Below are 22,095 nucleotides of genomic sequence, written 5' to 3'. Positions count from 1 at the left end.
GGTTCTGGGGGAGGGGGGGGGGAAACGGGTGAACTGGAGGGGGGGGGGAGGGGCGGAATGGGGGGGGGACGGAGACGGGGGGGTCCCGGGGGGCGCCCCCCCCCCCCCGGGACCTCTCGGGGCACCGCGCCCCGGATGCGTCAGCCCTTGACGAGGGCGTCGATCCGGGCCAGTTCGTCCGCGTCGAAGTCGAGGTTGCGGATGGCCTCGACGCTGTCCGCCAGCTGCTGCGGGCTGCTCGCGCCGACCAGGGCCGAGGTGACCCGGCCGCCGCGCAGCACCCAGGCCAGCGCCATCTGGGCCAGGGACTGCCCCCGGGACTTCGCCAGGTCGTCGAGGGCACGCAGCCGTCCGACCAGCTCCTCGGTGACCGCGTCGGAGTTCAGGAAGGGGCTGTCGCTCGCCGCCCGCGAACCCTCGGGGATGCCGTCGAGGTAGCGGCCCGTGAGGAGGCCCTGCTCCAGCGGCGAGTAGGCGATGGAGCCGACCTGGAGCTCGTCGAGGGCGTCCAGCAGACCGTCCTCGGGGCGCCGGTCGAGCATCGAGTAGCGCGGCTGGTGGATGAGCAGCGGAGTGCCCAGCTCGCCCAGGATGCGGGCGGCCTCGCGGGTCTGCTCCGGCGAGTAGTTGGAGACGCCGGCGTACAGCGCCTTGCCCTGCTGGACCGCCGTGTGCAGGGCACCCATCGTCTCCTCCAGGGGAGTCTCCGGGTCCGGGCGGTGCGAGTAGAAGATGTCGACGTGGTCCAAGCCCATCCGGGTCAGGCTCTGGTCCAGCGAGGACAGCAGGTACTTGCGCGAACCCCACTCCCCGTACGGGCCGGGCCACATCAGGTAGCCGGCCTTGGTGGAGATGACCAGCTCGTCGCGGTACGGCGCGAAGTCGGCTCTGAGGGCCTCGCCCAGCGCGGACTCCGCGGCACCGGGCGGCGGCCCGTAGTTGTTGGCCAGGTCGAAGTGGGTGACACCGAGATCGAAGGCGCGGCGCAGGATGGCGCGCTGCGTCTCGACCGGGCGGTCCGGGCCGAAGTTGTGCCACAGGCCGAGCGACAGCGCGGGGAGCTTCAGGCCGCTGCGTCCGGTGCGCCGGTAGGGCATGTCCGCGTAACGGTCGGGGTGTGCGGTGTACAACGCGACTCCAGGGGGTTGGCACGGGTGCGGCCTCCCGGGAGACCCAGGACGCCGGTCCCATTCTTCGGCGACCGGGCGGCAGCGGTCCAACAGGAGAATCCGATGGAATTCAGCGGATAGGCTTCTCAATCATGGAACTGCGCCATCTCCAGCACTTCGTCGCGGTCGCCGAGGACCGGCACTTCACCCGGGCCGCCGAACGGCTCAGGGTGTCCCAGTCCGGCCTGTCGGCCTCGGTCCGGGCCCTGGAGCGGGAGCTGCAGACCCCGCTGTTCGTGCGCACCACCCGCCGGGTGACGCTCACGGAGGCCGGGCGGGCGCTGCTGGGCGAGGCCGAACGCATCCTGGCACAGGTGCGGGCGGCCCACGAGGCCGTCGCCGCGGTGCAGGGCGTGCTGCGCGGCACCCTCGCGGTGGGCACCGAGCAGTGCATCGCGGGCGTCCCCGTGGCGAAGTTGCTGGCCGCGTTCCGGCGCCGCCATCCGGACGTGGAGATCCGGCTGCGGCAGGCGGGCTCGGGCGCGCTGGCGGAGGAGGTCGCGGCCGGCCGTCTCGACCTGGCGTTCGCGGTGCGCACCCCCTCGGACGGCGACCAGCTGTGTTCCGTACCGCTGACCAGTGAACCGATGACCGTGCTGTGCCATCCCTCCCACCGGCTGGCGACCGCGGGCGCGGCCGTCGCTCCGGAGGACCTGGGCGACGAGGTCTTTGTCGACTTCCACCACGACTGGGGGCCGCGCCGCACGACCGACGCCGCGTTCGCCGCCGCGGGCGTACAGCGCACCGTCACGCTGGAGGTCAACGACGTGCACGGGCTGCTGGACCTGGTGGACGAGGACCTCGGCATCGCCGTCGTGCCGGCGCACTTCCGGCACAAGCGCGCCTCCCTCGCGGCCGTCCCGCTCAAGGGCACCGGCGACGCGGCCTACGAGACGGTGGCGCTGCTGCCGCCCCCGCAGACGACCAGCCCGGCCGCCCGGGCCCTGATGGAACTGCTGGAGACCGGGGGCCTGACGGCGTCCCAGGACGGGTCCCATCCCTCCTGAACCCGGGCGGGCCGCCCGCGGGTTGCCGCGGGAGCCGGATTCCGGACGCATGACGGAGCGCGATGCGCGATGGTGGACGTATGCATGCAAAGGACGTCCTCATCGACGGATACAACCGCATCAGGGAAGAGGTCCACGCCGCCGTCGACGGCCTGCCCGCGGAGGTGCTCAACGCCCGGCCCGCGCCGGACGCCAACTCCATGGCCTGGCTGGTCTGGCATCTCACCCGGGTTCAGGACGACCATGTCGCGGACGTCGCCGGACTCGACCAGGTGTGGCTGTCACAGGACTGGGAGAAGCGCTTCGGGCTCGACCTGCCGCGCAGGGCCACCGGTTACGGGCACAGCGCCGGGCAGGTCGCGAAGGTGCGGGTCGACTCCGGGGACCTGCTGACCGGCTACCACGACGCCGTGCACGCACAGAGCGTGACGTTCCTGCGCGGGCTGGGCACCGAGGACCTGGACCGGGTCGTGGACGAGCGCTGGGAGCCGCCGGTCACTCTGGGCGTCCGGCTGGTGAGCGTCCTGTCCGACGATCTCCAGCACATCGGACAGGCCGCCTACCTGCGGGGACTGCTTCAGAGCGCTGCCTCGTAGGCCGGCCGGACGACGTCTCGGATGAGTGCCTCGCGCTCCTCGAACGGGACGAAGGCGCTCTTCAGCGCGTTCACCGTGACCGTGCGCAGGTCCTCGACCGTCCAGCCCGCCTCCTGCACCAGCAGGGACATCTCGCGGGTCATCGTCGTGCCCGACACCAGCCGGTTGTCGGTGTTGAGGGTGACCCGGAAACCCAGGTCCTTCAGAGCCGTGATGGGATGCTCGGCGATCGAGGTGGCCGCGCCGGTCTGGAGGTTGGAGGTCGGGCACATCTCCAGGGCGATCCGGCGGTCGCGGACCCAGCCGGCGAGGCGGCCGAGCTTGCCCTCCACGATGTCTTCGGTGATCCGCACGCCGTGCCCGATGCGCTGGGCGCCGCACACCTGGAGCGCCTGGTGGATGCTGGGCAGTCCGTGCGCCTCGCCCGCGTGGATGGTGAACGGGACGTTCTCGCGCCGCAGGTGTTCGAAGGCGGCGAGGTGGTCGGCGGGCGGGAAGCCGTCCTCGGCGCCCGCGATGTCGAAGCCGACGACCCCGCCGTCCCGGAAGGCCACCGCGAGGTCCGCGATCTCGCGGGTGCGGTCGAACATGCGCATGCCGCACAGCAGGGTGCCCACGCGGACCGGGGTGCCTGCGGCGGCCGCCCGGGCCATGCCCGCGGCGAGTCCCTCCTGGACGGTCTCGACGACCTCGGGCAGCGTCAGCCCGCCCTTCAGCATCAACTCGGGGGCGTAGCGCACCTCCCCGTAGACCACGCCGTCGGCGGCGAGGTCGAGCACGTACTCCTCGGCCGTGCGCAGCAGGCCCTCGCGGGACTGGAGCACGGCGAGGGTGTGCTCGAAGGTCGCTATGTAGCGCACCAGGTCACCGGAACCGGCGGCCTCGACGTACCAGGCGGCCAGGGCTTCGGGGTCGGTCGTGGGCAGCGGGTGGCCGGCCGACCCGGCGAGTTCCACCACCGTGGCGGGGCGCAGGCCGCCGTCGAGGTGGTCGTGCAGGACGGCCTTGGGCAGCCGGCGAAGGGTCTCGGTGTCGACACGGGGCGCGGTCATGTGCGTGTTCCTCGGCAGGTGGGTCTCAGTCGGTGGCGGGCTGGAGCAGGTCCCAGCGGTTTCCGTACAGGTCCTGGAAGACGGCGACCGAGCCGTACGGCTCGTGGCGGGGCTCCTCCAGGAAGGTCACGCCCGCGGCGAGCATCCGGGCGTGGTCGCGGGCGAAGTCGTCGGTGTGCAGGAAGAACCCGACCCGGCCGCCCGTCTGGTCGCCGACGCGGCCGCGCTGGGCCTCGTCCCTGGCGCGGGCGAGCAGTAGGTCGGTGCCCTGGTCCCCGGCGCCCGGCCGGACGACCACCCAGCGGGAGCCGTCGGGGCGGGCGGTGTCCTCGACGAGCCGGAAACCGAGGGCCTCGGTGTAGAAGCGGATCGCCTCGTCGTAGTCGTCGACCACGAGCGCGACCAGCGCGATACGTCTCATCGGGGCCTCTCCGGAGTGGGGATCGACCGGAGACGTTATACGTAAAACCTCCGGGTCGCCAGTCGCCCTCGTCCTGGAGCGGAAAGGGGGCGCCCCGAGTCGCCGTCCGCCGCCGTCGCGGAGGCGGAGACGGCGGCACCCCGAGTCGCCGGCCACCCCCGCCCCGGAGGCGGAAACGACGACGCCCGTCCACCGTGCCCGTCCACCGTGTCCGGCCCGAGCAGGTGCGGTGGACGGGCGGGCCGCCGGGCGGACTCAGCAGTAGAGGTTGCCGCCCGGTGCCGTGGCGAGGATCTGCGCGAACCGCTGGTAGGCGTCCACGCGGCTCTGCACCTGCGCCGGGTTCTTGCCGTCGCACTCCAGGGAGCCGTTGACGGAGCGGATGGTCTGCCCGAAGCCGGCGCCGTTGACCATGGCGTTGTGCGGGGTCATGCTGCCGGGCCCGGTCTGGGTGTTCCAGTACCACAGGGCGGTCTTCCAGGCCACGGCGGAGTCGTTCTGCACGAGCCAGGGGTTGTTGAGCAGGTCGATGCCGAGCGCGTCGCCCGCGGCCTTGTAGTTGAAGTTCCAGCTGAGCTGGATGGGCCCGCGTCCGTAGTAGGCGGACTGGCCGGCCGGGCAGCCGTACGACTGGCTCCAGTCGCAGTAGTGGGGGTAGTTGGCGGTGTTCTGCTCGACGACGTACACCAGGCCGCCGGTCTCGTGGCCGACGTTGGCGAGGAAGGCCGCGGCCTCCTGCCGCTTGACCGTGTCGCTGCCGGTCCTGGCGAAGCCCGGGTACGCGCCGAGCGCGGCGGTGAGGCCGCTGTAGGAGTAGAAGGAGTTCCGGTTCGGGAACATCTGGTTGAACTGGGCCTCGCTCACCACGAAGCTGCCGGACGGGTTGCCCGAGCCGGTGTCGCAGGCATAGGGATCCCAGTACCAGGTGCTGATGGTCGGGTCGTAGCCCGGGTTGTCGTGCTCGGCGATGTAGGCCTTGCCGTCGGTGTAGCGCACGATGTCGCCGGTCGCGTAGGACCGGCCGGCCGTCCAGGCGGGATAGCTCGAACAGGCGGCGGCGGAAGCGGGTGCGGCGGGCAGCAGCACGGGCACGGCGCTGCCGAGGACGAGTGCGGTGACCACGGCGGAGATGCGGCGCCTCGACACAGGGACAACTCCTCTGCGGAGCACGGCCGCACCCGGACGAGGGCAGGGCGGAGCCGGACCCCGAACGCGCGTGCCGGTGCGACCCGGCACGGCGTGGGCGCGGCCGTGGTGGGGGGTGGGAGCCATACTCAACCGCCTTGGTCTGTACCAGTCAAGGGTCCAGACCAGTCAACTCCCGTTCGCCACCGCACATATCGGTGCCCACGTCACCCGGCCGGACTCAGCGGCTTCTCCAGCACCGCCTTGCGGTGGCTGAACGTCTCGATCGAGTAGCGCCCGTGGTAGCTGCCGGTGCCGCTCTCACCCACGCCGCCGAACGGCAGGTCGGAGACGGTGAGATGGGCGAGCGGGAGGCCGTGGCCGAGTCCGCCCGAGGACGTCTCGGCGGCGATGCGCCCTCGGGTGTCGGCGGATTCGCTGAAGACGTACAGGGCGAGCGGCTTGTCGCGGTCGTTGATGAAGTCGATCGCCTCGTCCAGACCCGGCACCGTGACGATCGGCAGGACGGGACCGAAGATCTCCTCCCGCATGACCGGCGAGCCGGGATCGACGTCGGCCAGGACGGTGGGCGCGAGGTACTTCGACGCGCGGTCACCGGTGCCGCCCACGACGACACGGCCCGAGTCGAGCAGGCCCGAAAGCCGGTCGAAGTGCCGTTCGTTGACGATACGGCCGTACTCGGCGGAGGCCGACGGGTCGGCGCCGTACAGCGTCTCGACGGCGCGGGCCAGCGCGGGCTCCAGGGCTGCGGCGGTCTCCGGGTCGGTCAGGACGTAGTCGGGGGCGACGCAGGTCTGCCCCGCGTTGAGGAACTTGCCGCTCGCGAGCCGGGCCGCGACGACCTCCAGGTCGGTGCCGCGGTCGACGAACGCCGGGGACTTGCCGCCCAGTTCGAGGGTGACCGGCGTGAGGTGCTCCGCGGCGGCCCGCATGACGATCCGGCCGACCGTGCCGTTGCCGGTGTAGAAGATGTGGTCGAAGCGCTCGGCCAGCAGGGCGGTGGTCTCCGGGACGCCGCCCTCCACGACGGCGACCGCGTCGGTGTCGAGGTATGCGGGCAGCAGCCGCGCGAGGGCGGCGGACGTGGCGGGCGCCAGCTCGCTCGGCTTGGCGACCACCGCGTTGCCCGCGGCCAGCGCGCCGACCACGGGTGCGAGCAGGAGCTGCGCCGGGTAGTTCCAGGGCGCGATGACGAGGACGACGCCGAGCGGGTCGTACTGCGTCCAGGCCGAGGCGTCGGCTCCCAGATGGGCGGGGACGGGGGCCGGTTCGGGGCGCAGCCAGCCGGTGAGGTGGTCGAGGGTGTGGTCGATCTCGCGGACCGTGAAGTCGATCTCGGTGCGGTGCGCCTCGGTGGAGCTCTTGCCCAGGTCGGCGTGGAGGGCCGCGGCCAGGTCGGGACCGTTGTCGGTGAGCATCTCGCGCAGGCGGCGCAGCTGGGCCGTGCGCCACTCCAGGGGCTTGGTGCGGCCGGTGCGGAAGGTGGCGCGCAGTCGGGCCACGGTGGCGGCGGGCTGCTCGGAAATGGGCTGGTTCACGGTGCCTCGCTGGTGATGCGCGTGCCCTGCGGGACGCGGCGCGGTAGGGGTCGGTTCGTTGGGTCGCCGGTTCGTCCGCCGGCCGGCCGGGTGGCTCGTGTGCCGGTCCGCCGTCCATCGGATGTATATACCAACCTTTCACCTGCCCGAGTAAATTCCACAGGCAGGTGGACGACTTTGTGTGTCCGGCCCGTCACACGGCGCTCAGCGTCTCAGGTGCCGGGGCCGCCCCTCCAGCCAGGCCCGTTCGGCGGGACTCTCGCTGAGCGCGCGGGCCCTGTCGTACGCCTCCGCGGCCTCCGTGTCACGGCCGAGCCGGCGCAACAGGTCGGCACGGACCGCGTGGAAGACGTGGTAGCCGTCGAGGTCCAGCCCGTCGACGAGGGCGAGGGCCCGGCGCGGACCGTCCACCTCCGCGACGGCCACCGCCCGGTTCAGGGCGACGACCGGAGTCGGGGCGATCGCCGTCAGCTGGTCGTACAGGCGCAGGATCTGTCCCCAGTCGGTGGCCGCGCCACTCGGCGCGTCGCTGTGGACGGCCTGGATCGCCGCCTGGATCTGGTACGGCCCCGGCCGGTTGCGGCGCAGACAACGGCGGACCAGGTCCTGCCCCTCGGCGATCAGGTCCCGGTCCCAGCGGCCGCGGTCCTGCTCGGGCAGCGGGACGAGCACGCCCCACCCGTCGAGCCGGGCAGGCCGGCGCGACTCGACGAGGAGCATCAGCGCCAGCAGGCCGGCCGCCTCGGGCTCGTCCGGCATCAGCCCGGTGAGCAGGCGGCCCAGGCGCACGGCCTCGGCGCACAGGGCGGCGTCGCCGGTGTACCCCTCGTTGAAGATCAGGTAGACGACGGCGAGGACTCCGTTGAGCCGGTCGGGCAGGTCGGCGTCGCGGGGCACCCGGTACGGGATGCGCGCGTCACGGATCTTCGCCTTGGCGCGGACCAGACGCTGCGCCATGGTCGGCTCGGGCACCAGTAAGGCGCGGGCGATCCGCTGCGTGCTCAGGCCGCCCAGCAGCCGCAGGGTCAGCGCGATCCGCGCCTGCTCGGCGAGCGCGGGATGGCAGCAGGTGAACAGGAGCCGGAGCCGGTCGTCGCGCACGGGGCCCTCCTCCGTGGGCGGGTCGGGGGCGTACAGGCGGGCGGCCTCGGCGTGCCGGGCGTCCCGGGAGGACTCGCGGCGCAGCCGGTCGATCGCCCGGTTCCGGGCGGTGCTGATGATCCAGCCCGCCGGGCTCGGGGGCGGCCCGGTCTCGGGCCAGCGCCGTACGGCCGTGGTGAAGGCGTCCTGGACGGCCTCCTCGGCGAGGTCGATGTCGCCGAGGAAGCGGACGAGGACGGCGACCGCGCGGCCGTACTCCGCGCGGAAGACGGCCTCGACGTCCAGCGGCATCAGACCTCGCCCATGAACGGGCGCACCTCGACGGGCAGGGTCGTCGCCCAGGTCGCCCTGCGGCCCCACGCCAGTGCCGCGTCCAGGTCGGGGGCCTTGATCAGGCAGATCCCGCCGAGGTACTCCTTGCCCTCCGCGTAGGGCCCGTCGGTGACGAGGACGTCGCCGTCCTTGGGGCGCAGCACGGTGGCCGTCTCCGGTCCGTGCAGTCCGCCGGCGAAGACCCAGGCCCCGGCCTCCTGGAGCTCCTGGTGGAAGGTCTCGAGGTTGCGGTTGATCTCCGCGAGGCCCTCGGCCGACGGCGGCTCGCCCCCGCTGGGGGTGATCACGCTGAGCAGGTAGTGCTTCATGACGTCCTCCGTGGTGTCGCGATCCCGTTGTCTCACCTCCTACACGAACGGCACGGCCCCGGATCGACACCGGCCCCCGCGACACCGGAAGAATCTTCCCCATGACCGCACCGCACGCCCCGCACCCGCTCGTCGTCCGAGCCCGCCGCCTCGCGGACGACCTGCTCGTCCCGCACGCCGAACAGGTCGACCGGACGGAGGTGCCCGCGAGCCATCTCGCCGAGATCAGGCGGTCGGGTCTGCTCGGGGTGAGCGCGCCGAAGGAGTACGGCGGGTCGGCGGCGCCGGCCGCGGTGGCGCGCGAGACGGCGGAGATCCTGGCGGGCGCCTGCTGCTCGACGTGGTTCGTGCAGACCCAGCACCACACGCCCGTGCTGACCCTGGCGAAGAGCGGGAGCCCGGCGCGGAGGCGGCTGCTGGGCCCGCTGGCCCGCGGCGAACTGCTGTCCGGCGTGGCCTACGCCCACCTCCGGGCGTATCCGCGGACGCCGGTCCGGGTGACCCGGGAGCGCGGCGGCCGGCGCTTCGAGGGAACGGTGCCCTGGTACACCGGGTGGGGGCTCAACGACGTGCTGTTGCTGGCCGGGGTCACCGAGTCGGACGAGGTCCTGTTCGCCTTCGCCGAGGCGCGGGAGCAGCCGGGGCTGCGGGCGTCGGAGCCGATGCGGCTGGCCGCGCTCGGGGCCGCCCGCACGGTGTCCCTCGACCTGGACGGCCTGTGGCTGCCCGAGGAGGCGGTGGTGCTCCGGACGCCGTACGAGGAGTGGGCGGCGGCGGACCGCGCCAGGACGGTGAACGCGAGCCCGGCGGTGTTCGGGATCACCGAGGCGGCGCTCGCCCTGGTGGATCAGGACACGGCGTCCCCGCTGCGCGAGCGGCTCGCGGAGATCCGCGGGCGGGCCTACGCCCTGGCCGACCTGCCGGCCCCGCAGGAGCGCACGGCGGACCGGCTCGCCCTGCGGACACGGGCGTTCGAGCTGATGCGCGCGGCCACCAGCGCGGCGGTGGTGACCGGCGGCGGCCGCTCCCTCGCCCTCACCAGCACCCCCCAACGCCTGGCGAGGGAGGCCCTGTTCCTCCTGGTCCAGGGCCAGACCCCGGAATCCCGCCGAGCCCACCTCGACGCCCTGGCCTCCGGGTTTCGCTAGCCGGGGCGGGGTCGGTTCTCAGCTCGCGAACGGGGTCTGGGCCGTGGGGGTCGGCTCCGCGTGGAAGGGGTGCTTCCAGACTCCCTGGGCGGCCAGGCGGGGCAGGACGCCCTCTCCGAACCAGTACGCCTCCTCCAGGTGCGGATAGCCGGACAGGACGAACTCCTCGATGCCGAGGGCGGCGTACTCCCTGATCCGTTCGGCGACCTCGTCGTGGCTGCCGACCAGCGCGGTGCCCGCGCCACCGCGCACCAGCCCGATGCCGGCCCAGAGGTTGGGGTGGATCTCCAGGCCGTCGCGGCTGCCGCCGCCGTGCAGGGCGAGCATCCGCCGCTGGCCCTCGGACTCGCTGCGGGCGAGCCCGGCCTGGACGGAGCGCACGGTCTGCGGGTCGAAGCCCGCCAGCAGCCGGTTCGCCTCGGCCCACGCCTCCTCGGACGTGTCGCGGGTGATCACGTGCAGGCGGATGCCGAACCTCAGGGTGCGTCCCTGCCGCGCCGCGAGCCCCCGCACCCAGGCGATCTTCTCGGCGACCTGCGCGGGCGGTTCGCCCCAGGTGAGGTACACGTCGACGTACTGCGCCGCGACCTCCCCGGCGATCGGCGAGGAGCCCCCGAAGTACACCTCGGGCACCGGGTCGGGCAGCCGGGCCAGTTTCGCGTCCTCGACCTGGAGGTGCTCGCCCTTGAGGTCGACGGTCTTGCCCTCCCACAGCGACCTGACGACGTCGAGGAACTCGCCGGTCCTGCGGTAGCGGGCGTCCTTGTCGAGGAAGTCGCCGTAGGCGCGCTGTTCGTGGCTCTCGCCGCCGGTGACGACGTTGAGCAGGAGCCGGCCACCGGTCTGCCGCTGGAAGGTGGAGGCCATCTGCGCGGCGAGCGTCGGCGAGACGAAGCCGGGGCGGAAGGCGACCAGGAACTTCAGGCGCTCGGTGTTCTGGCTGACCATCGCGGTGGTCAGCCACGCGTCCTCGCACCAGGCGCCGGTCGGTGTGAGCGCGCCCACGAAGCCCAACTCCTCGGCGGCGCGGGCGATCTGGCTCAGATAGGCGACCGTCGGCGGCCGGTCCCGTCCGGAGGCGGTGGCCGGAGTGCCGTGGCCGCCGCCGACGACGTGACGGCTGTCGCCGTTGGTGGGCAGGAACCAGTGGAAGGTGAGGGACACGGGGGTCTCCGATCGGGATGTCCGCGGGACCGCGGCCTGGTGCCGCGGCGGGCTCTGGAGGAGGCCGTGGCGGGGTGGTCTCGTGCCGTTCAGCACGTACCGGCCGCTGTGCCGGATCGTTCAGCGGGACGGTGACCGCGAGCGGCCTGGGCGCGTGCGCAGGTCCGTCTCCTCGCGCGGGAACCGGCGTTCGGCGGCCCGTTCGCCTCGCGTCCGGCGGCTCCGGCGCGGGACCGGCCGGTCCCTCGGGTGGTGACCGCGAAGGCTTCCGCGTCGTAGGCGATCACCTGCGCGGACACGGCGGTCAGCCCGCGGCGGCCAGCACCGGGGTGCGGCCGAGGGCGGTCGAGAACTGGTCGACCACCTGGCTGAGCGCCTCGCCCGCGCCGGCGGCGACGGTGAGGGTGCCGTCCGGGTGCACGGTGATGTCCTTGTCGAGGGTGAACCAGCCCTGCACGATGTGGGCCGCGCCCATGGAGCTGAGGACCGGCCGGAGCGCGTAGTCGATGGCGAGGACATGGGCCGTGGACCCGCCGGTGGCGAGCGGCAGCACGGTCTTGCCGGTGAGGGCGTACTGCGGGAGCAGGTCCAGGAGGGCTTTGAGGACACCGGAGTACGACGCCTTGTACACGGGTGTCCCCACGACGACCCCGTCGGCCCGCGCGAACAGCTCGGTGGCCTCGACGATCGCCGGGTGCCGGAAGTCCGCGCCGAGCAGGGCCTCGGCGGGGATGGCGCGCACGTCGAGCGGGATCACCTCGTGGCCCTGGGCGCTCAGGCGCCGGTCCAGGTGGCGCAGCAGACGGTTGGTGCGGGAGGAGGCGGAGGGGCTGCCGGAGACGGACAGGACGGTGGCCATGGGCCCTCTTTCGGGAAGGAGGGGCGCCTGTGTGCGACGGACGCCCCCGTGAGGTCGGTCAGGAGTACCAGGTGGGTCCGGGCAGTTCGCCCTCCGGCTCCCGGCGGCCGGCCTCGCGGCGCTTGTGGGCGACGCGGTCGTGCGGCGTGTGGGTGCGGGCATCGCGCGACAACCGGTCGAGGCCCCCGGCGAATTTCAGGAACGCCGAATGCGAGGGGCGCGGCCCGTCGTTCCATGGGCGCGACCCGTCGCGGAATTCGGGCGGTGTCGGTGCCGGGGAAGCGCGGCGCGCGGCCGTCCGGGGACAGTGCGGTGTGGCGCGGCAGAGGTGCGGCGGACCGGCGGGATCAGGCCGCGGGACAACAGAAGGAGCTGGAGACGCGCGCGAGGTCGACATGCCGTCGCCGCGTGAGGTCCAGTCGCATCTTCATGTCCACGATCGTGGCAGTCGCCCGTCCGGGCAGTCAAGGAAATCCCGACCGGTCTCGTATCGCGGACCAGTGGGTTTCACGAAGGGGTGACAGGAAAACGCCTGAACGGGCGTGATCGGAAAGCGGTTCCGTCGCCGTGCGGACGCAACAGCCGGAACAGCCGGCCGCGGTCACCCGGCTCGGTTCGCCGCGCGGGGCCGCGCCGGACGTGAGTGCGCCCACCTGCCGGCCGACAGCCGGGGACCCGGCCCGGGGCTGCTGGTGCTCCAGCGGCGCGGGGCCGGGTCCGTGTCCGGGCGGCGCAGGGCCCGACGAGGTGTTCGTGCGGCGGGCGCGAGACCTGGGCGGCACCCCGGGCGGGGGACGCGCCGTCCGGCACGACGGTCGCGGTCAGTCGTCCTCGCGCGCCGGGACCACCACGAGGAAGGCGTCCGACTTCAGGTCCATCACGACCGTGGCGGGCTGACCCTCCGCACGGCGCTGCGCCGCGCACTCCTCCGCGGGCCACGATCCGCGGGGACTTCCTGCAGGAAAACGCTCCAACACCTTCGCGCCCATCACGTCACGCACCTCCAGAGATGGCCCTCAACCTTCAACTCCCGTACATTCCGCTTGCCCCGGATCGGCAGGGGCATACCCGGACCCTCCGAACTCGGTACGTGTGCGCCGACCGGCCGTCAGAGCGCCTCCGACGGCTGATCGTTGCGGGCGGGTCAGGACGACGCGGAGGTGAGGCCACGACTCCGGTCGGGGTCCTGCGGCGGCTCCGGTGTCCGGCTGAGCCGTCCCGGCCGCCCGGCCCGGGGGCCGATGTCCCGCGCCGGCGCGGGCTGCTCCCGCTCGTCCGCTGTCGCCACGCGATCAGCCTATGGAAAGCCCCGCATCCGGTTCGGCCCGCACCGCGGAAGGAATCATGGAGGAACCCACCGAGCGAGGAGCCGAAGCCCCATGAACACGCACGACTCCCCGTCGGCCGGGACCGCCCGGCGCTGCCTGGTCACCGGCGCGACGGGATACATCGGGGGCCGGCTGGTGCCGGAACTCCTCGCCGCGGGCCACCGGGTGCGCTGTCTGGCCCGCTCCCCCGGCCGGCTGCGCGACCATCCCTGGGCGGGCGAGGCGGAGGTGGTGCGCGGCGACGTCACCGACGCCTCGTCGCTGGCCGAGGCCATGCGGGACATCGACGTCGCCTACTACCTGGTGCACGCCCTGGGGACCGGCTCGGACTTCGAGGAGACCGACCGCAGGGCGGCACGCGTCTTCGGCGAGCAGGCCCGGGCGGCCGGCGTACGGCGGATCGTCTACCTCGGCGGCCTCACCCCCGCGGGTGTGCCCGAGCACGAACTCTCACCGCATCTGCGGTCGCGGGCCGAGGTCGGCCGCATCCTGCTGGACTCCGGCGTGCCCACCGTGGTACTGCGGGCGGCCGTCATCATCGGGTCGGGCTCCGTCTCCTTCGAGATGCTGCGCTACCTCACCGAACGCCTCCCCGTGATGGTCACCCCCAGCTGGGTGCACACCCGGATCCAGCCCATCGCCGTACGGGATGTGCTGCGCCTGCTGCTCGGCAGTGCCCTGCTGCCCGACGAGGTCAGCCGCGCCTTCGACGTCGGCGGGCCGGACATCCTGACCTACCGGGAGATGATGGTCCGCTACGCGGCGGTCGCCGGCCTGCCCCGCCGCCTCATCCTGCCCGTCCCGGTGCTCAGCCCCGGCCTGTCCAGCCACTGGGTCGGCCTGGTGACACCCGTACCGGCCTCCCTCGCCCGGCCGCTCACCGAGTCCCTGCGCCACGAGGTGGTCTGCACCGAACACGACATCACGCGACATCTGCCCGATCCGCCCGGACACCCGATCGCCTTCGACGAAGCGGTCCGGCTCGCCCTGCGGCGGGTGCGCGAGGCACGGGTGACCACCCGCTGGTCGTCCGCGTCGGTGCCCGGCGCGCCGAGCGACCCGCTGCCCACCGACCCGGACTGGGCGGGCGGCAGCCTCTACACGGACTCCCGCGAACTCGTCGTGGACGCCCCGCGCGACGCGCTGTGGCGGGTGATCGAGGGCATCGGCGGCGAGAACGGCTGGTACTCCTTCCCGCTCGCCTGGGCGGTGCGCGGCTGGCTGGACCGGCTGGTCGGCGGAGTCGGCCTGCGGCGCGGCCGCCGGGACGCGGCACACCTGCGCGTCGGCGACGCGCTGGACTTCTGGCGGGTGGAGGAGATCGAATCCGGGCGTCTGCTCCGGCTGCGGGCGGAGATGCGGCTGCCCGGGCTGGGCTGGCTGGAGATGCGCGCCGACACCGACGAGGACGGCCGCACCCGCTACCGGCAGCGCGCCCTCTTCCACCCGCACGGACTGCTGGGCCACGCCTACTGGCGGAGCGTGTCCCCCTTTCACGCGGCGGTGTTCGGCGGCATGGCCCGCAACATCGCGAAGGCCGCCGGGAAGGCGCCGGTCACCCGACGGAGGGAACGCGCGCCCTTCCGCTGACTCCGCGCATCCGCGGGCCCGCCGGAGCCGGAACCAGACACAGCCCACCCGCTTCCTCTCCCCGGAGCCCGCGCCATGAACGTCTCGGTCGTCCTGTTCACCGCCGACCTGCGGCTGAACGACCATCCACCGCTGCGGGCGGCGAGCGACGGCTCCCGCCAGGTGGTGCCGCTCTTCGTGCGCGACCCCGCCGTGGACGGCGCCGGCTTCGCCGCGCCCAACCGGCTGGCCTTCCTCGCCGACTGTCTGCGCGACCTCGACGCGGGGCTGCGCGACCGGGGCGGCCGGCTCGTCGTCCGCTCCGGCGACGTCGTCGAGCAGGTGTGCGAGGTGGCCGCCGAGGCCGACGCCGACGAGGTGCACATGGCGGCCGACGTCAGCGGCCACGCCCACCGCCGCGAGGTACGGCTGCGGCACGCCCTGGAGCGGGAGGGGCGGCGGCTGCACGTCCACGAGACGGTGACCACGGCGGTGACGCCGGGAGCCCTGACCCCCGCCTCCTCGGACCACTTCGCCGTCTTCACCCCGTACTACCGCCAGTGGTCGCAGCAGAGGCTGCGTGACGTCCTCGGCGCGCCGCGTGCCGTTCGCGTACCGGAGGGCGTGGCCTCCGGCCGACTCCCCTCCCGAGAGGGGCTGTCGGTGCTGTCGCCGGGACTGGCCGCGGGCGGTGAGGTGGCGGGCCGCAAGCGGCTGACGAGGTGGCTGCGCAGCGGTGTCGCCGCGTACGAGGACCGGCACGACGACCTGGCCCGCGACGCCACCTCGCATCTGTCGCCGCACCTGCACTTCGGGACCCTCTCCGCCGTCGAACTCGTCCACCGGGCGCGCGGCGTGGGCGGCCCGGGCGCCGAGGCGTTCGTCCGGCAGCTCGCGTGGCGCGACTTCCACCGGCAGGTACTGGCCGCGCGGACGGAAGCGGCCGGCGCCGACTACCGCACCAAACACGACCGCTGGCGCTCCGAGCGCGCCGCACGCGAGGACGTCGAGGCGTGGAAGGAGGGCCGCACCGGATATCCGGTGGTCGACGCGGCGATGCGTCAGCTGCGCCACGAGGGCTGGATGCACAACCGCGGCCGGCTGCTGACCGCGAGCTTCCTCACCAAGACGCTGTACGTCGACTGGCGGGTGGGCGCACGGCACTTCCTCAGCCTGCTGGTCGACGGTGACATCGCGAACAACCAGCTGAACTGGCAGTGGATGGCCGGCACCGGCACGGACAGCCGCCCCAACCGCGTCCTCAACCCCGTGACCCAGGCCAGGCGGTACGACCCCGACGGGGCGTACGTGCGCCGCTGGGTCCCCGAACTCGCCTCGCTGAGCGCTCCGTTGATCCACGAGCCGTGGAGACTGACGGGACTGGACCGCGCGGCGATCGACTACCCCGACCCGATCGTCGAACTGTCGGAAGGTCTCGCCCGCTTCCGCCGGGGCCGCGACCGCGACTGATGCGGCCGCTGGGGGGCGACTCCGCGCCGCCGGTGGGATCGACCGGCCCGTGGGGTCGACCGGCCCGTGGCGTCGACCGTGGGATCGACCGGCCCGTGGGATCGACCGGCCCGTGGCGTCGACCGGCCCATGGGATCGACCGGCCGTGGGGTGACGGGAAACAGCCGGCCGGCCGCGGCGCTCAGCGTCCCAGGTCCCGGAGGATCTCGCGGGCGGCGCGGGCTCCGGAGGCGAGGGCCCCCTGCACCGAGCCGGTGGCCCGGTGGTCGCCGCACACGTAGCGGTTCGGGCCGAACCGGCTGGTGCGGCTGAGGGGTTGGGGCGGCGCCATCGCCGGCAGGGCGGCGTCGATCGTCCGGACGGTCAGCAGGTCCCAGCCGCCGGTGTCGGTGCCGTACACCTCGCCGAGCGCGGCGCGCACACCGGTCTCCCGGCCCGCGGTGTCCTCGCCCAGGACGGACGTGGCGACGAGCGCGGAACCGGGCGGGGCGTATCCGGGGGCGACGTCGCTGACGACACAGGTGTTGAGGAAGCGGCGCCGGGGCTCCACCAGCAGGGTCGGCTCACCGAGCGGGGAGCGCGGCGCGACGTGGTAGTACGTCGTCACGACGCGGTAGGGCGGCAGTTCGAGGCCGGGCAGCAGCGCGGCCGCCGGGCCGGGCCCGGTGGCCACCACCACGGCCCGGGCGGGCACTTCGCCGCTCGCGGCGGTGAGCGCACCGGTGTCGGTGAGGGTCTCGACCGGGGTCTCCAGCCGTACGGCGTCCGCGGGCAGACCGGCCGCCAGGGCGCGGGGGACGGCGCCGATGCCGGTGTCGGGCAGGCACAGGGTGCCGCGCAGCATGGTGCGCCACACCAGGTGGAAGAACCGGCTCGACGTCTCCAGGCCGTCCTCCAGGAACACGCCGGACAGGAAGGGCCTGAAGAAGCACTCCACGAAGTCGTCGGAGAAGCCGGCGGCGGCCAGTGCCGTCCGCGTCGTACGGTCCTCGGAGCGCTTGACGAACCGGGCCGGGGCCAGCATGTCCCGGGCCGACAGGGCACCGAGGGCCAGCAGGTCGCGCGGGCCCGCGAGCCGGCCCGGCAGCAGGTCGGGCAGCGTCCGGGGGCGGCGGCTGGGATCGGTGAAGCGCAGCGTCTCCTGCCCGGTGTGGATGAGGACGCCCGGTGTGAAGGGCCGCAGCCTCAGTTCGCGCAGGGAGAGCCGGCGGCGGACCTGCGGGTAGGCGGTGTTGAAGACCTGGAAACCGCGGTCCACCACGAACCCGTCGACGCGGTCCGCACGCATCCGGCCGCCGACCTCGTCGGACGCCTCCAGGACGCGCACGCCGAGGCCGGCCGCGCACAGGTCCCGGGCGCAGGCCAGTCCGGCCACTCCCGCTCCGATCACCAGGACGTCGGGGGTGTCGCGGGTCATGGGCACGGCGACCGTCCTCGTGGTCTCGGGCCGTCCGGCGCGACCGGACGGCGACGGCCGTGCCCCTCGGCACGGGCCTCTCACCCCCGCTTCCCGAACCGACGGTCGCACGGATGCGGACCGGCCGCGAGTTCGCCGCTGCGGCCGCAGCGGCAGGGCCGGGCTCCGCCCCGGTCCCGGGTGCATCAGCGTGGCACGGCGGGACGCTCGGTGCCGTACGCGGCGCACAGCAGGTCGAGGGCGTCGCCCAGAGTGGCCGGCCTCGGCATCCCCGGTGCGGGGCGGCTGCCCCAGCCCGGTCCGGCCGGCAGGACCAGGGGCTGTCTGCGGGCTCCCTTCACTCCCCACTGGGTGGCGGCGACGTGCCGGGCCAGCGGCACACTGGCCGTGGAGCGCGACTGTGCCCACAGGACCACCGCGCGCGGGCCGAGCCGCTGGACCGCCGCGGTGAGCGCCTCGGCGGGCACGGCGGCGCCGAACATGCGGGCGGGTACGCCGATTTCAGCGAGCCCCGCGTTCAGGGCCTCCAGCGGCAGGGTGTGCTGCTCGCCGGGGACGCAGGCCAGCACCACGGGCCCGGCGGAGGCGCCCGTCCCCGACCCGGGGGCGCGGGTGTACCGGCGCAGGGTGGTGGACACGTGCCAGGACAGCAGGTGCTCGACCTCGACGTACCGGTCGCCGGAGGAGGCCCACTTGCGTCCCACGGCGTGCAGGGTGGGCATCATCACCTCCTGCCAGGCGACGGTGAGCCCGTGTTCCTCGACGACCGCGGCCAGTTGCTCCTCGACCGCCGGGGCGTCGAGCCGGACGGCGGCGCGGGCGAGACCTCGGCACTCCTGGCGCACGTCGCCCAGGGGCAGCCCTCCCGCCGCGCGGGAACGGGCGCGGGCACGGGACGGTTCGCCCGAGGCGGACGCCCCGGCGCCCGGCCCCTCGGACCCCGCGGCCACCTCCGCGCCGAACCGCCCGGACCCGGAGGACACACCCGCCCCGGACCGCCCGGCCCCCGTGAGCCCCGCGGCGCCGGCCGGTCCACCCCGGGCCGGCCCCTCCGCGCCGGAAGCGGGTCGCCGCAGTCCCTCCCGGGCGGCGCGGGCCGCCTCCGCGGGCGGCACTCCGGACGAGGTGAGGCGGCACATCGTCTCCAGCATCACCACGTCCTGCGGTGTCCAGCGGCGGTGTCTGCCCTCGGCGCGGACGGCCGGCCCGATGCCGTACCTGCGGTCCCAGGAGCGCAGCGTGGTGGGCGACACCCCGAGCCGCCGCGCCAGTCCGCCCGTCGTGAGCCCGGCCTCGGCGCCCTCGCCGTCCGTCCCGTCGTGGAACCCGTCCGGCGGGCCGTGCTCTGCTGCGGACTCACCCATGCGTCGACTCTACGACGCAGAACCGATGCGAGTTGACGGGCGCGGACCCCGCTCGCCGTACGCCCGTACACAGCCCGGCCGGAGCGCACCCCGGCCTGAGCGAACCCGCGACGAGTGACCCCCGCGGCGCCCCGCCGCCCCCTTCGCATCCGTACCTGGCGCGCCGCCGGAAGACAGGGCAAGGAGGCCAGCGGGCCGGCACCGCTGCACGAGACGGTCGCCCTTCCGGGGGACCCGACCAATCCGCCGGACCCCTGGCACCGGATTACGTCCGGACACATCGCACCACCCGGAGGATCCCCCTCGTGAAAGAAGCCGTGTACATCGGCACCAACCCGTCCTCGGAACCCGATCCGCAGGAGTTGCTGGGTGGCGTGGCGCTGGGCGACCAGAAGGCGTTCGCCGCGCTCTACGACATCGTCGCGAGCCCCGTGTTCGGTGTCGTACGCAGCGTGCTGCGGGACCGGGCGCAGTCGGAGGAGGTCGCCCAGGAGGTGCTGGTGGAGGTGTGGCGCACCGCTCCCCGGTACCGCGAGGACCGGGGCACGGCCATCAACTGGATCCTCACCCTGGCCCACCGGCGGGCCATCGACCGGGTGCGCTCGGTGGAGGCGGCCGCCGCCCGCGACCACCGCGCGGCCCTGCTGGACCGCACGCCCGACTACGACCACGTCACCGAACAGGTCGAGGCCCGGCTGGAGCGGGAGCAGGTCCGCCGCTGTCTGCGGACGCTCACCGAGCTCCAGCGCCAGTCGGTCACCCTCGCCTATTACCGGGGACTGACCTACCGGGAGGTGGCCGAGGCCCTCGCCCTGCCCCTGGGAACCGTCAAGACACGACTGCGCGACGGTCTGATCCGGATGCGCGACTGCCTGGGAGTGAACGCGTGATCACCGCGGACCTGCACACGCTGTCGGGCGCCTACGCCCTGCACGCCCTGGCCGACGAGGAGCGCACTGCTTTCGAGCGGCATCTCGCCGGCTGCCCGGCCTGCGCCCAGGAGGTGGCCGAGTTCACCGCGACCGCGGCCCGGCTCGGCCTCGCGGCGGCCGAACCGCCCCGGCCCGCGGCCCGGGCGGACGTGCTGCGCCGGATCGTCGCCGTACGGCAGGAGTCGCCCGGCACGGGGTTCTCCGTGCGTCCCAGGCGCGCGACCGGGCGGGCGCGGCCGCTCTCCCGGTGGGTGCTCGCGGCCTGTCTGGCCGCGGCGGCCGCGTTCGGCGGCACCACGGTGTGGCAGTACGAGCGTGCCCAGGACGCCCGTGACGTGGCCGGCCGGGCGCAGCGGGACGCCGACGACCTGGCCGCCGTACTCGCCGCACCCGACGCCCGGACCCGGAGCGCACGGCTGCCGGGCGGCGCGCGCGGGACGGTCGTGGTGTCCGCGAGCCGTGACGCGGCCGTGTTCGTGTCCTCGGGGCTGGCCGAACCAGCGCGCGGCAAGGTCTACCAGCTGTGGTTCGACGACGGGGGCACCATGCGGTCCGCGGGCCTGATGGACCCGCGCACCGGCGGCCGGAGCGTGCTGCTGGACGGGCCGGTCGGCCGGGCCACCGGGATGGGCATCACCGTGGAACCCGCGGGCGGATCGGCCGAGCCCACGTCGGCTCCCCTCGCGCTGATGGACTTCCCGGCCTGAGCCGTCCCGGCCTGCGGACGCGAGGGGCCCCGCCTCAAAAGGCGGGCCCCGACCGGCCGTGGCGGGATCCGCCTCGGGTCGCCCCGGACACACACATCTACACATAAAGGAAAAATAAGAGCAGAATGGGACTGCGCGGCGCCCACCGCACACCGCACCGGACGCGGTCGGGTCCGCAGCAGAAGGAGACCGCCATGGCCAACGTCTCGCCCACCAGGGGGGACATCACCAGTCACCCCGACGCCTCGGAAATGCGGGAACGCTACGCCCGCATGCTCGGCGGCCGCGATGTGGCGCTCGTGGACGGACCGGTGTTCCTGCTCGGTCTGTACTGCGCCGTGTCCCCGTGGATCCTCCACTACACGGCGAGCCAGCCCGCGCTGATGACCCACAACCTGATCGTCGGCATCGCGATCGGCCTGCTGGCCCTCGGGTTCACCGCCGCTCCGGCGCGCATGTACGGCCTGAGCTGGGCCATGTGCGCACTCGGCGTGTGGATGATCGTCGCGCCCTGGATCGTCGGCGACAGCCCCGACGCCGGAGTCGTGGTGAACAACATCGTCATCGGCGCCCTCGCCCTGGCCCTGGGGCTGATGTGCACCGCCACGGCGGCGAGGAGTGCGCCGAGGCCGTGACGCCCGCCGGGCGACGCGCGGCGCGGACCGGCCCGGGCCCGCCCCGGACCGGCCGCGCGCTCTCCGGCCTGACCCGTACCTGGACCCGGCGCGGGGGCCGGGGCAGGATCAACTCATGGACGTCGAGTGGAGTTCCGCCTTTCCCCCTTCGGTCCGGATCTCGGGGTACGGGATCGAGTTGCGCGAGTGGTCGGACGACGACGTCACGGAACTCGTCGCGCTGTACGACGACCCCGAGATGGCCCGCTGGACCCCCGTGGCCTCCCCCTTCGACACCGGCGCGGCCCTGGCGTACCTGTCCGATGCCCGGACCGGGAAGGCCCGGGAGCACAAGATGCAGCCGGCCGTCACCACGGACGGCGTCCGGCCGCTCGGCGAGGTCCTGCTCTTCCGCAGCGAGGCGGACGAGCGGGACCTCGAACTCGCCTACGGCATCGGGGCCGAGCACCGCGGGCGGGGACCGGCCGGCCGAACGGTAGGGCTGATCGCCGACCACGCCGCCCGCGAACTGCGCCCACGCCGCGTGGTGTTGCGCATCGATCCCGGCAACACGGCGAGCGAGGGCGTCGCCCGCTCCTGCGGCTTCGCCCTCACGGCGGACCCCCCGGTACCGCGTGTCTCACGGGGCCGGGAGATCTCCCTGCGCACGTGGGCCCGGACCCGGACCGGGGACTTCGGCTCGGCCGCGAACGGCCACGTCGTATGAGCGCGAAAGCGGGGGGGGGGGGGGGGGGGGGGGGGGGGGGGGGGGGGTTTGGGGGGGGGGGGGGGGGGGGGGGGGGGGGGGGGGGGGGGTGTGTGTGGGGGGACGGGGAGAGGGGGGTGGGGGAG

Annotated in this window: 23 protein-coding genes; 9 read left to right on the top strand and 14 right to left on the bottom strand. The window is 74.0% G+C overall.

All coding sequences use genetic code 11. The features are described 5' to 3' along the window. Positions 1–140: 140 nt before the first annotated feature. Positions 141–1,130: an L-glyceraldehyde 3-phosphate reductase gene (gene mgrA / locus AC07AZ_RS26260; RefSeq protein ID WP_478851831.1), complete on the bottom strand. Its 990-nt coding sequence runs from the start codon at positions 1,128–1,130 to the stop codon at positions 141–143. 131 nt (positions 1,131–1,261) lie between these two features. Between mgrA and AC07AZ_RS26255 the strand changes: the two genes are divergently transcribed. Together AC07AZ_RS26255 and AC07AZ_RS26250 are read left to right on the top strand one after the other, a co-directional pair. After that, positions 1,262–2,176, top strand: a complete 915-nt coding sequence (locus AC07AZ_RS26255) for a LysR family transcriptional regulator (RefSeq protein ID WP_478851829.1) — start codon at positions 1,262–1,264, stop codon at positions 2,174–2,176. Positions 2,177–2,256: 80 nt separating this feature from the next. Further along, a complete protein-coding gene (locus tag AC07AZ_RS26250; protein WP_478851827.1) occupies positions 2,257–2,772 on the top strand; it encodes a mycothiol transferase in 516 nt (171 codons plus the stop codon). Here AC07AZ_RS26250 and AC07AZ_RS26245 read toward each other — a convergent pair. The 6 genes from AC07AZ_RS26245 to AC07AZ_RS26220 all read right to left on the bottom strand — a co-directional run bounded on the left by AC07AZ_RS26245 (position 2,754) and on the right by AC07AZ_RS26220 (position 8,671). Continuing rightward, on the bottom strand, positions 2,754–3,824 hold the full coding sequence (locus AC07AZ_RS26245) for an adenosine deaminase (protein ID WP_478851825.1): 1,071 nt from the start codon (positions 3,822–3,824) through the stop codon (positions 2,754–2,756). The genes AC07AZ_RS26250 and AC07AZ_RS26245 overlap by 19 nt on opposite strands. A gap of 25 nt (positions 3,825–3,849) precedes the next feature. Continuing rightward, on the bottom strand, positions 3,850–4,245 hold the full coding sequence (locus tag AC07AZ_RS26240; protein ID WP_478851823.1) for a VOC family protein: 396 nt from the start codon (positions 4,243–4,245) through the stop codon (positions 3,850–3,852). A gap of 255 nt (positions 4,246–4,500) precedes the next feature. Further along, positions 4,501–5,391: a glycoside hydrolase family 19 protein gene (locus tag AC07AZ_RS26235; RefSeq protein WP_478851821.1), complete on the bottom strand. Its 891-nt coding sequence runs from the start codon at positions 5,389–5,391 to the stop codon at positions 4,501–4,503. Between the two features lie 206 nt (positions 5,392–5,597). Then, positions 5,598–6,929 carry an aldehyde dehydrogenase family protein gene (locus tag AC07AZ_RS26230; RefSeq protein ID WP_478851819.1) on the bottom strand — a complete coding sequence of 444 codons (1,332 nt, stop codon included), beginning with the start codon at positions 6,927–6,929 and terminating at the stop codon, positions 5,598–5,600. A 204-nt stretch (positions 6,930–7,133) separates the two neighbouring features. Next, the gene (locus AC07AZ_RS26225; protein ID WP_478851817.1) at positions 7,134–8,321 is read right to left on the bottom strand and encodes an RNA polymerase sigma factor; all 1,188 of its coding nucleotides are present in this window, start codon (positions 8,319–8,321) and stop codon (positions 7,134–7,136) included. Next, positions 8,321–8,671 (bottom strand): YciI family protein, encoded by a 351-nt coding sequence (locus tag AC07AZ_RS26220; RefSeq protein ID WP_478851815.1) that lies wholly within the window; start codon positions 8,669–8,671, stop codon positions 8,321–8,323. Before AC07AZ_RS26220 ends, AC07AZ_RS26225 begins: the two co-directional genes overlap by 1 nt. Before the next feature lie 101 nt (positions 8,672–8,772). On the opposite strand from AC07AZ_RS26220, the gene AC07AZ_RS26215 reads away from it, so the two are divergent. Beyond that, the gene (locus tag AC07AZ_RS26215; protein WP_478851813.1) at positions 8,773–9,819 is read left to right on the top strand and encodes an acyl-CoA dehydrogenase family protein; all 1,047 of its coding nucleotides are present in this window, start codon (positions 8,773–8,775) and stop codon (positions 9,817–9,819) included. 18 nt (positions 9,820–9,837) lie between these two features. Here AC07AZ_RS26215 and AC07AZ_RS26210 read toward each other — a convergent pair whose 3' ends face one another. The 5 genes from AC07AZ_RS26210 to AC07AZ_RS26190 form a co-directional block, all read right to left on the bottom strand. Then, on the bottom strand, positions 9,838–10,983 hold the full coding sequence (locus AC07AZ_RS26210; protein ID WP_478851811.1) for an LLM class flavin-dependent oxidoreductase: 1,146 nt from the start codon (positions 10,981–10,983) through the stop codon (positions 9,838–9,840). Positions 10,984–11,287: 304 nt separating this feature from the next. Continuing rightward, complete coding sequence (ssuE, locus tag AC07AZ_RS26205) at positions 11,288–11,842, bottom strand: NADPH-dependent FMN reductase (RefSeq protein ID WP_478851809.1); 555 nt, start codon at positions 11,840–11,842, stop codon at positions 11,288–11,290. Between the two features lie 347 nt (positions 11,843–12,189). Then, positions 12,190–12,267: a putative leader peptide gene (locus AC07AZ_RS26200; RefSeq protein ID WP_478852019.1), complete on the bottom strand. Its 78-nt coding sequence runs from the start codon at positions 12,265–12,267 to the stop codon at positions 12,190–12,192. 396 nt (positions 12,268–12,663) lie between these two features. Further along, positions 12,664–12,831 carry a hypothetical protein gene (locus AC07AZ_RS26195; RefSeq protein ID WP_478851807.1) on the bottom strand — a complete coding sequence of 56 codons (168 nt, stop codon included), beginning with the start codon at positions 12,829–12,831 and terminating at the stop codon, positions 12,664–12,666. Between the two features lie 155 nt (positions 12,832–12,986). After that, positions 12,987–13,130, bottom strand: coding sequence for a hypothetical protein (locus tag AC07AZ_RS26190; protein ID WP_478851805.1), 144 nt, complete (start codon positions 13,128–13,130; stop codon positions 12,987–12,989). A gap of 91 nt (positions 13,131–13,221) precedes the next feature. Here AC07AZ_RS26190 and AC07AZ_RS26185 point away from each other — a divergent pair, with 91 nt between their 5' ends. Both AC07AZ_RS26185 and AC07AZ_RS26180 read left to right on the top strand, forming a co-directional pair. After that, a complete protein-coding gene (locus AC07AZ_RS26185) occupies positions 13,222–14,760 on the top strand; it encodes an SDR family oxidoreductase (protein WP_478851803.1) in 1,539 nt (512 codons plus the stop codon). 75 nt (positions 14,761–14,835) lie between these two features. Next, a complete protein-coding gene (locus tag AC07AZ_RS26180; RefSeq protein WP_478851801.1) occupies positions 14,836–16,209 on the top strand; it encodes a cryptochrome/photolyase family protein in 1,374 nt (457 codons plus the stop codon). A gap of 181 nt (positions 16,210–16,390) precedes the next feature. Here the strand turns inward: AC07AZ_RS26180 and AC07AZ_RS26175 are convergent, their stop codons facing one another. Together AC07AZ_RS26175 and AC07AZ_RS26170 are read right to left on the bottom strand one after the other, a co-directional pair. Then, positions 16,391–17,626 (bottom strand): NAD(P)/FAD-dependent oxidoreductase, encoded by a 1,236-nt coding sequence (locus AC07AZ_RS26175; protein WP_478852017.1) that lies wholly within the window; start codon positions 17,624–17,626, stop codon positions 16,391–16,393. A gap of 185 nt (positions 17,627–17,811) precedes the next feature. Beyond that, the gene (locus AC07AZ_RS26170; protein WP_478851799.1) at positions 17,812–18,990 is read right to left on the bottom strand and encodes a MerR family transcriptional regulator; all 1,179 of its coding nucleotides are present in this window, start codon (positions 18,988–18,990) and stop codon (positions 17,812–17,814) included. A 305-nt stretch (positions 18,991–19,295) separates the two neighbouring features. Here AC07AZ_RS26170 and AC07AZ_RS26165 point away from each other — a divergent pair, with 305 nt between their 5' ends. The 4 genes from AC07AZ_RS26165 (at position 19,296) to AC07AZ_RS26150 (ending at position 21,970) form a co-directional block, all read left to right on the top strand. Further along, positions 19,296–19,880, top strand: a complete 585-nt coding sequence (locus tag AC07AZ_RS26165; protein WP_478851797.1) for a sigma-70 family RNA polymerase sigma factor — start codon at positions 19,296–19,298, stop codon at positions 19,878–19,880. After that, on the top strand, positions 19,877–20,629 hold the full coding sequence (locus AC07AZ_RS26160; RefSeq protein ID WP_478851795.1) for an anti-sigma factor: 753 nt from the start codon (positions 19,877–19,879) through the stop codon (positions 20,627–20,629). Before AC07AZ_RS26165 ends, AC07AZ_RS26160 begins: the two co-directional genes overlap by 4 nt. Positions 20,630–20,823: 194 nt before the next feature. Further along, complete coding sequence (locus AC07AZ_RS26155; RefSeq protein WP_478851793.1) at positions 20,824–21,264, top strand: SPW repeat protein; 441 nt, start codon at positions 20,824–20,826, stop codon at positions 21,262–21,264. Positions 21,265–21,379: 115 nt separating this feature from the next. Continuing rightward, complete coding sequence (locus tag AC07AZ_RS26150) at positions 21,380–21,970, top strand: GNAT family N-acetyltransferase (RefSeq protein ID WP_478851791.1); 591 nt, start codon at positions 21,380–21,382, stop codon at positions 21,968–21,970. The last annotated feature ends 125 nt before the right edge of the window (positions 21,971–22,095 follow it).

Source organism: Streptomyces sp. NPDC043878, from assembly GCF_056435735.1.
This window is presented reverse-complemented; position numbering and strand designations above follow the sequence as displayed.

What these genes read in the sequence shown, in the direction of transcription:
- AC07AZ_RS26255 (WP_478851829.1), top strand. Translation starts at nt 1,262, where the DNA reads ATGGAACTGCGCCATCTCCAGCACTTCGTCGCGGTCGCCGAGGACCGG.
- AC07AZ_RS26250 (WP_478851827.1), top strand. Translation starts at nt 2,257, where the DNA reads ATGCATGCAAAGGACGTCCTCATCGACGGATACAACCGCATCAGGGAA.
- AC07AZ_RS26245 (WP_478851825.1), bottom strand. Translation starts at nt 3,824, where the DNA reads ATGACCGCGCCCCGTGTCGACACCGAGACCCTTCGCCGGCTGCCCAAG.
- AC07AZ_RS26240 (WP_478851823.1), bottom strand. Translation starts at nt 4,245, where the DNA reads ATGAGACGTATCGCGCTGGTCGCGCTCGTGGTCGACGACTACGACGAG.
- AC07AZ_RS26225 (WP_478851817.1), bottom strand. Translation starts at nt 8,321, where the DNA reads ATGCCGCTGGACGTCGAGGCCGTCTTCCGCGCGGAGTACGGCCGCGCG.
- AC07AZ_RS26220 (WP_478851815.1), bottom strand. Translation starts at nt 8,671, where the DNA reads ATGAAGCACTACCTGCTCAGCGTGATCACCCCCAGCGGGGGCGAGCCG.
- AC07AZ_RS26215 (WP_478851813.1), top strand. Translation starts at nt 8,773, where the DNA reads ATGACCGCACCGCACGCCCCGCACCCGCTCGTCGTCCGAGCCCGCCGC.
- ssuE (WP_478851809.1), bottom strand. Translation starts at nt 11,842, where the DNA reads ATGGCCACCGTCCTGTCCGTCTCCGGCAGCCCCTCCGCCTCCTCCCGC.
- AC07AZ_RS26200 (WP_478852019.1), bottom strand. Translation starts at nt 12,267, where the DNA reads ATGCGACTGGACCTCACGCGGCGACGGCATGTCGACCTCGCGCGCGTC.
- AC07AZ_RS26195 (WP_478851807.1), bottom strand. Translation starts at nt 12,831, where the DNA reads ATGGGCGCGAAGGTGTTGGAGCGTTTTCCTGCAGGAAGTCCCCGCGGA.
- AC07AZ_RS26185 (WP_478851803.1), top strand. Translation starts at nt 13,222, where the DNA reads ATGAACACGCACGACTCCCCGTCGGCCGGGACCGCCCGGCGCTGCCTG.
- AC07AZ_RS26180 (WP_478851801.1), top strand. Translation starts at nt 14,836, where the DNA reads ATGAACGTCTCGGTCGTCCTGTTCACCGCCGACCTGCGGCTGAACGAC.
- AC07AZ_RS26175 (WP_478852017.1), bottom strand. Translation starts at nt 17,626, where the DNA reads ATGACCCGCGACACCCCCGACGTCCTGGTGATCGGAGCGGGAGTGGCC.
- AC07AZ_RS26170 (WP_478851799.1), bottom strand. Translation starts at nt 18,990, where the DNA reads ATGGGTGAGTCCGCAGCAGAGCACGGCCCGCCGGACGGGTTCCACGAC.
- AC07AZ_RS26155 (WP_478851793.1), top strand. Translation starts at nt 20,824, where the DNA reads ATGGCCAACGTCTCGCCCACCAGGGGGGACATCACCAGTCACCCCGAC.
- AC07AZ_RS26150 (WP_478851791.1), top strand. Translation starts at nt 21,380, where the DNA reads ATGGACGTCGAGTGGAGTTCCGCCTTTCCCCCTTCGGTCCGGATCTCG.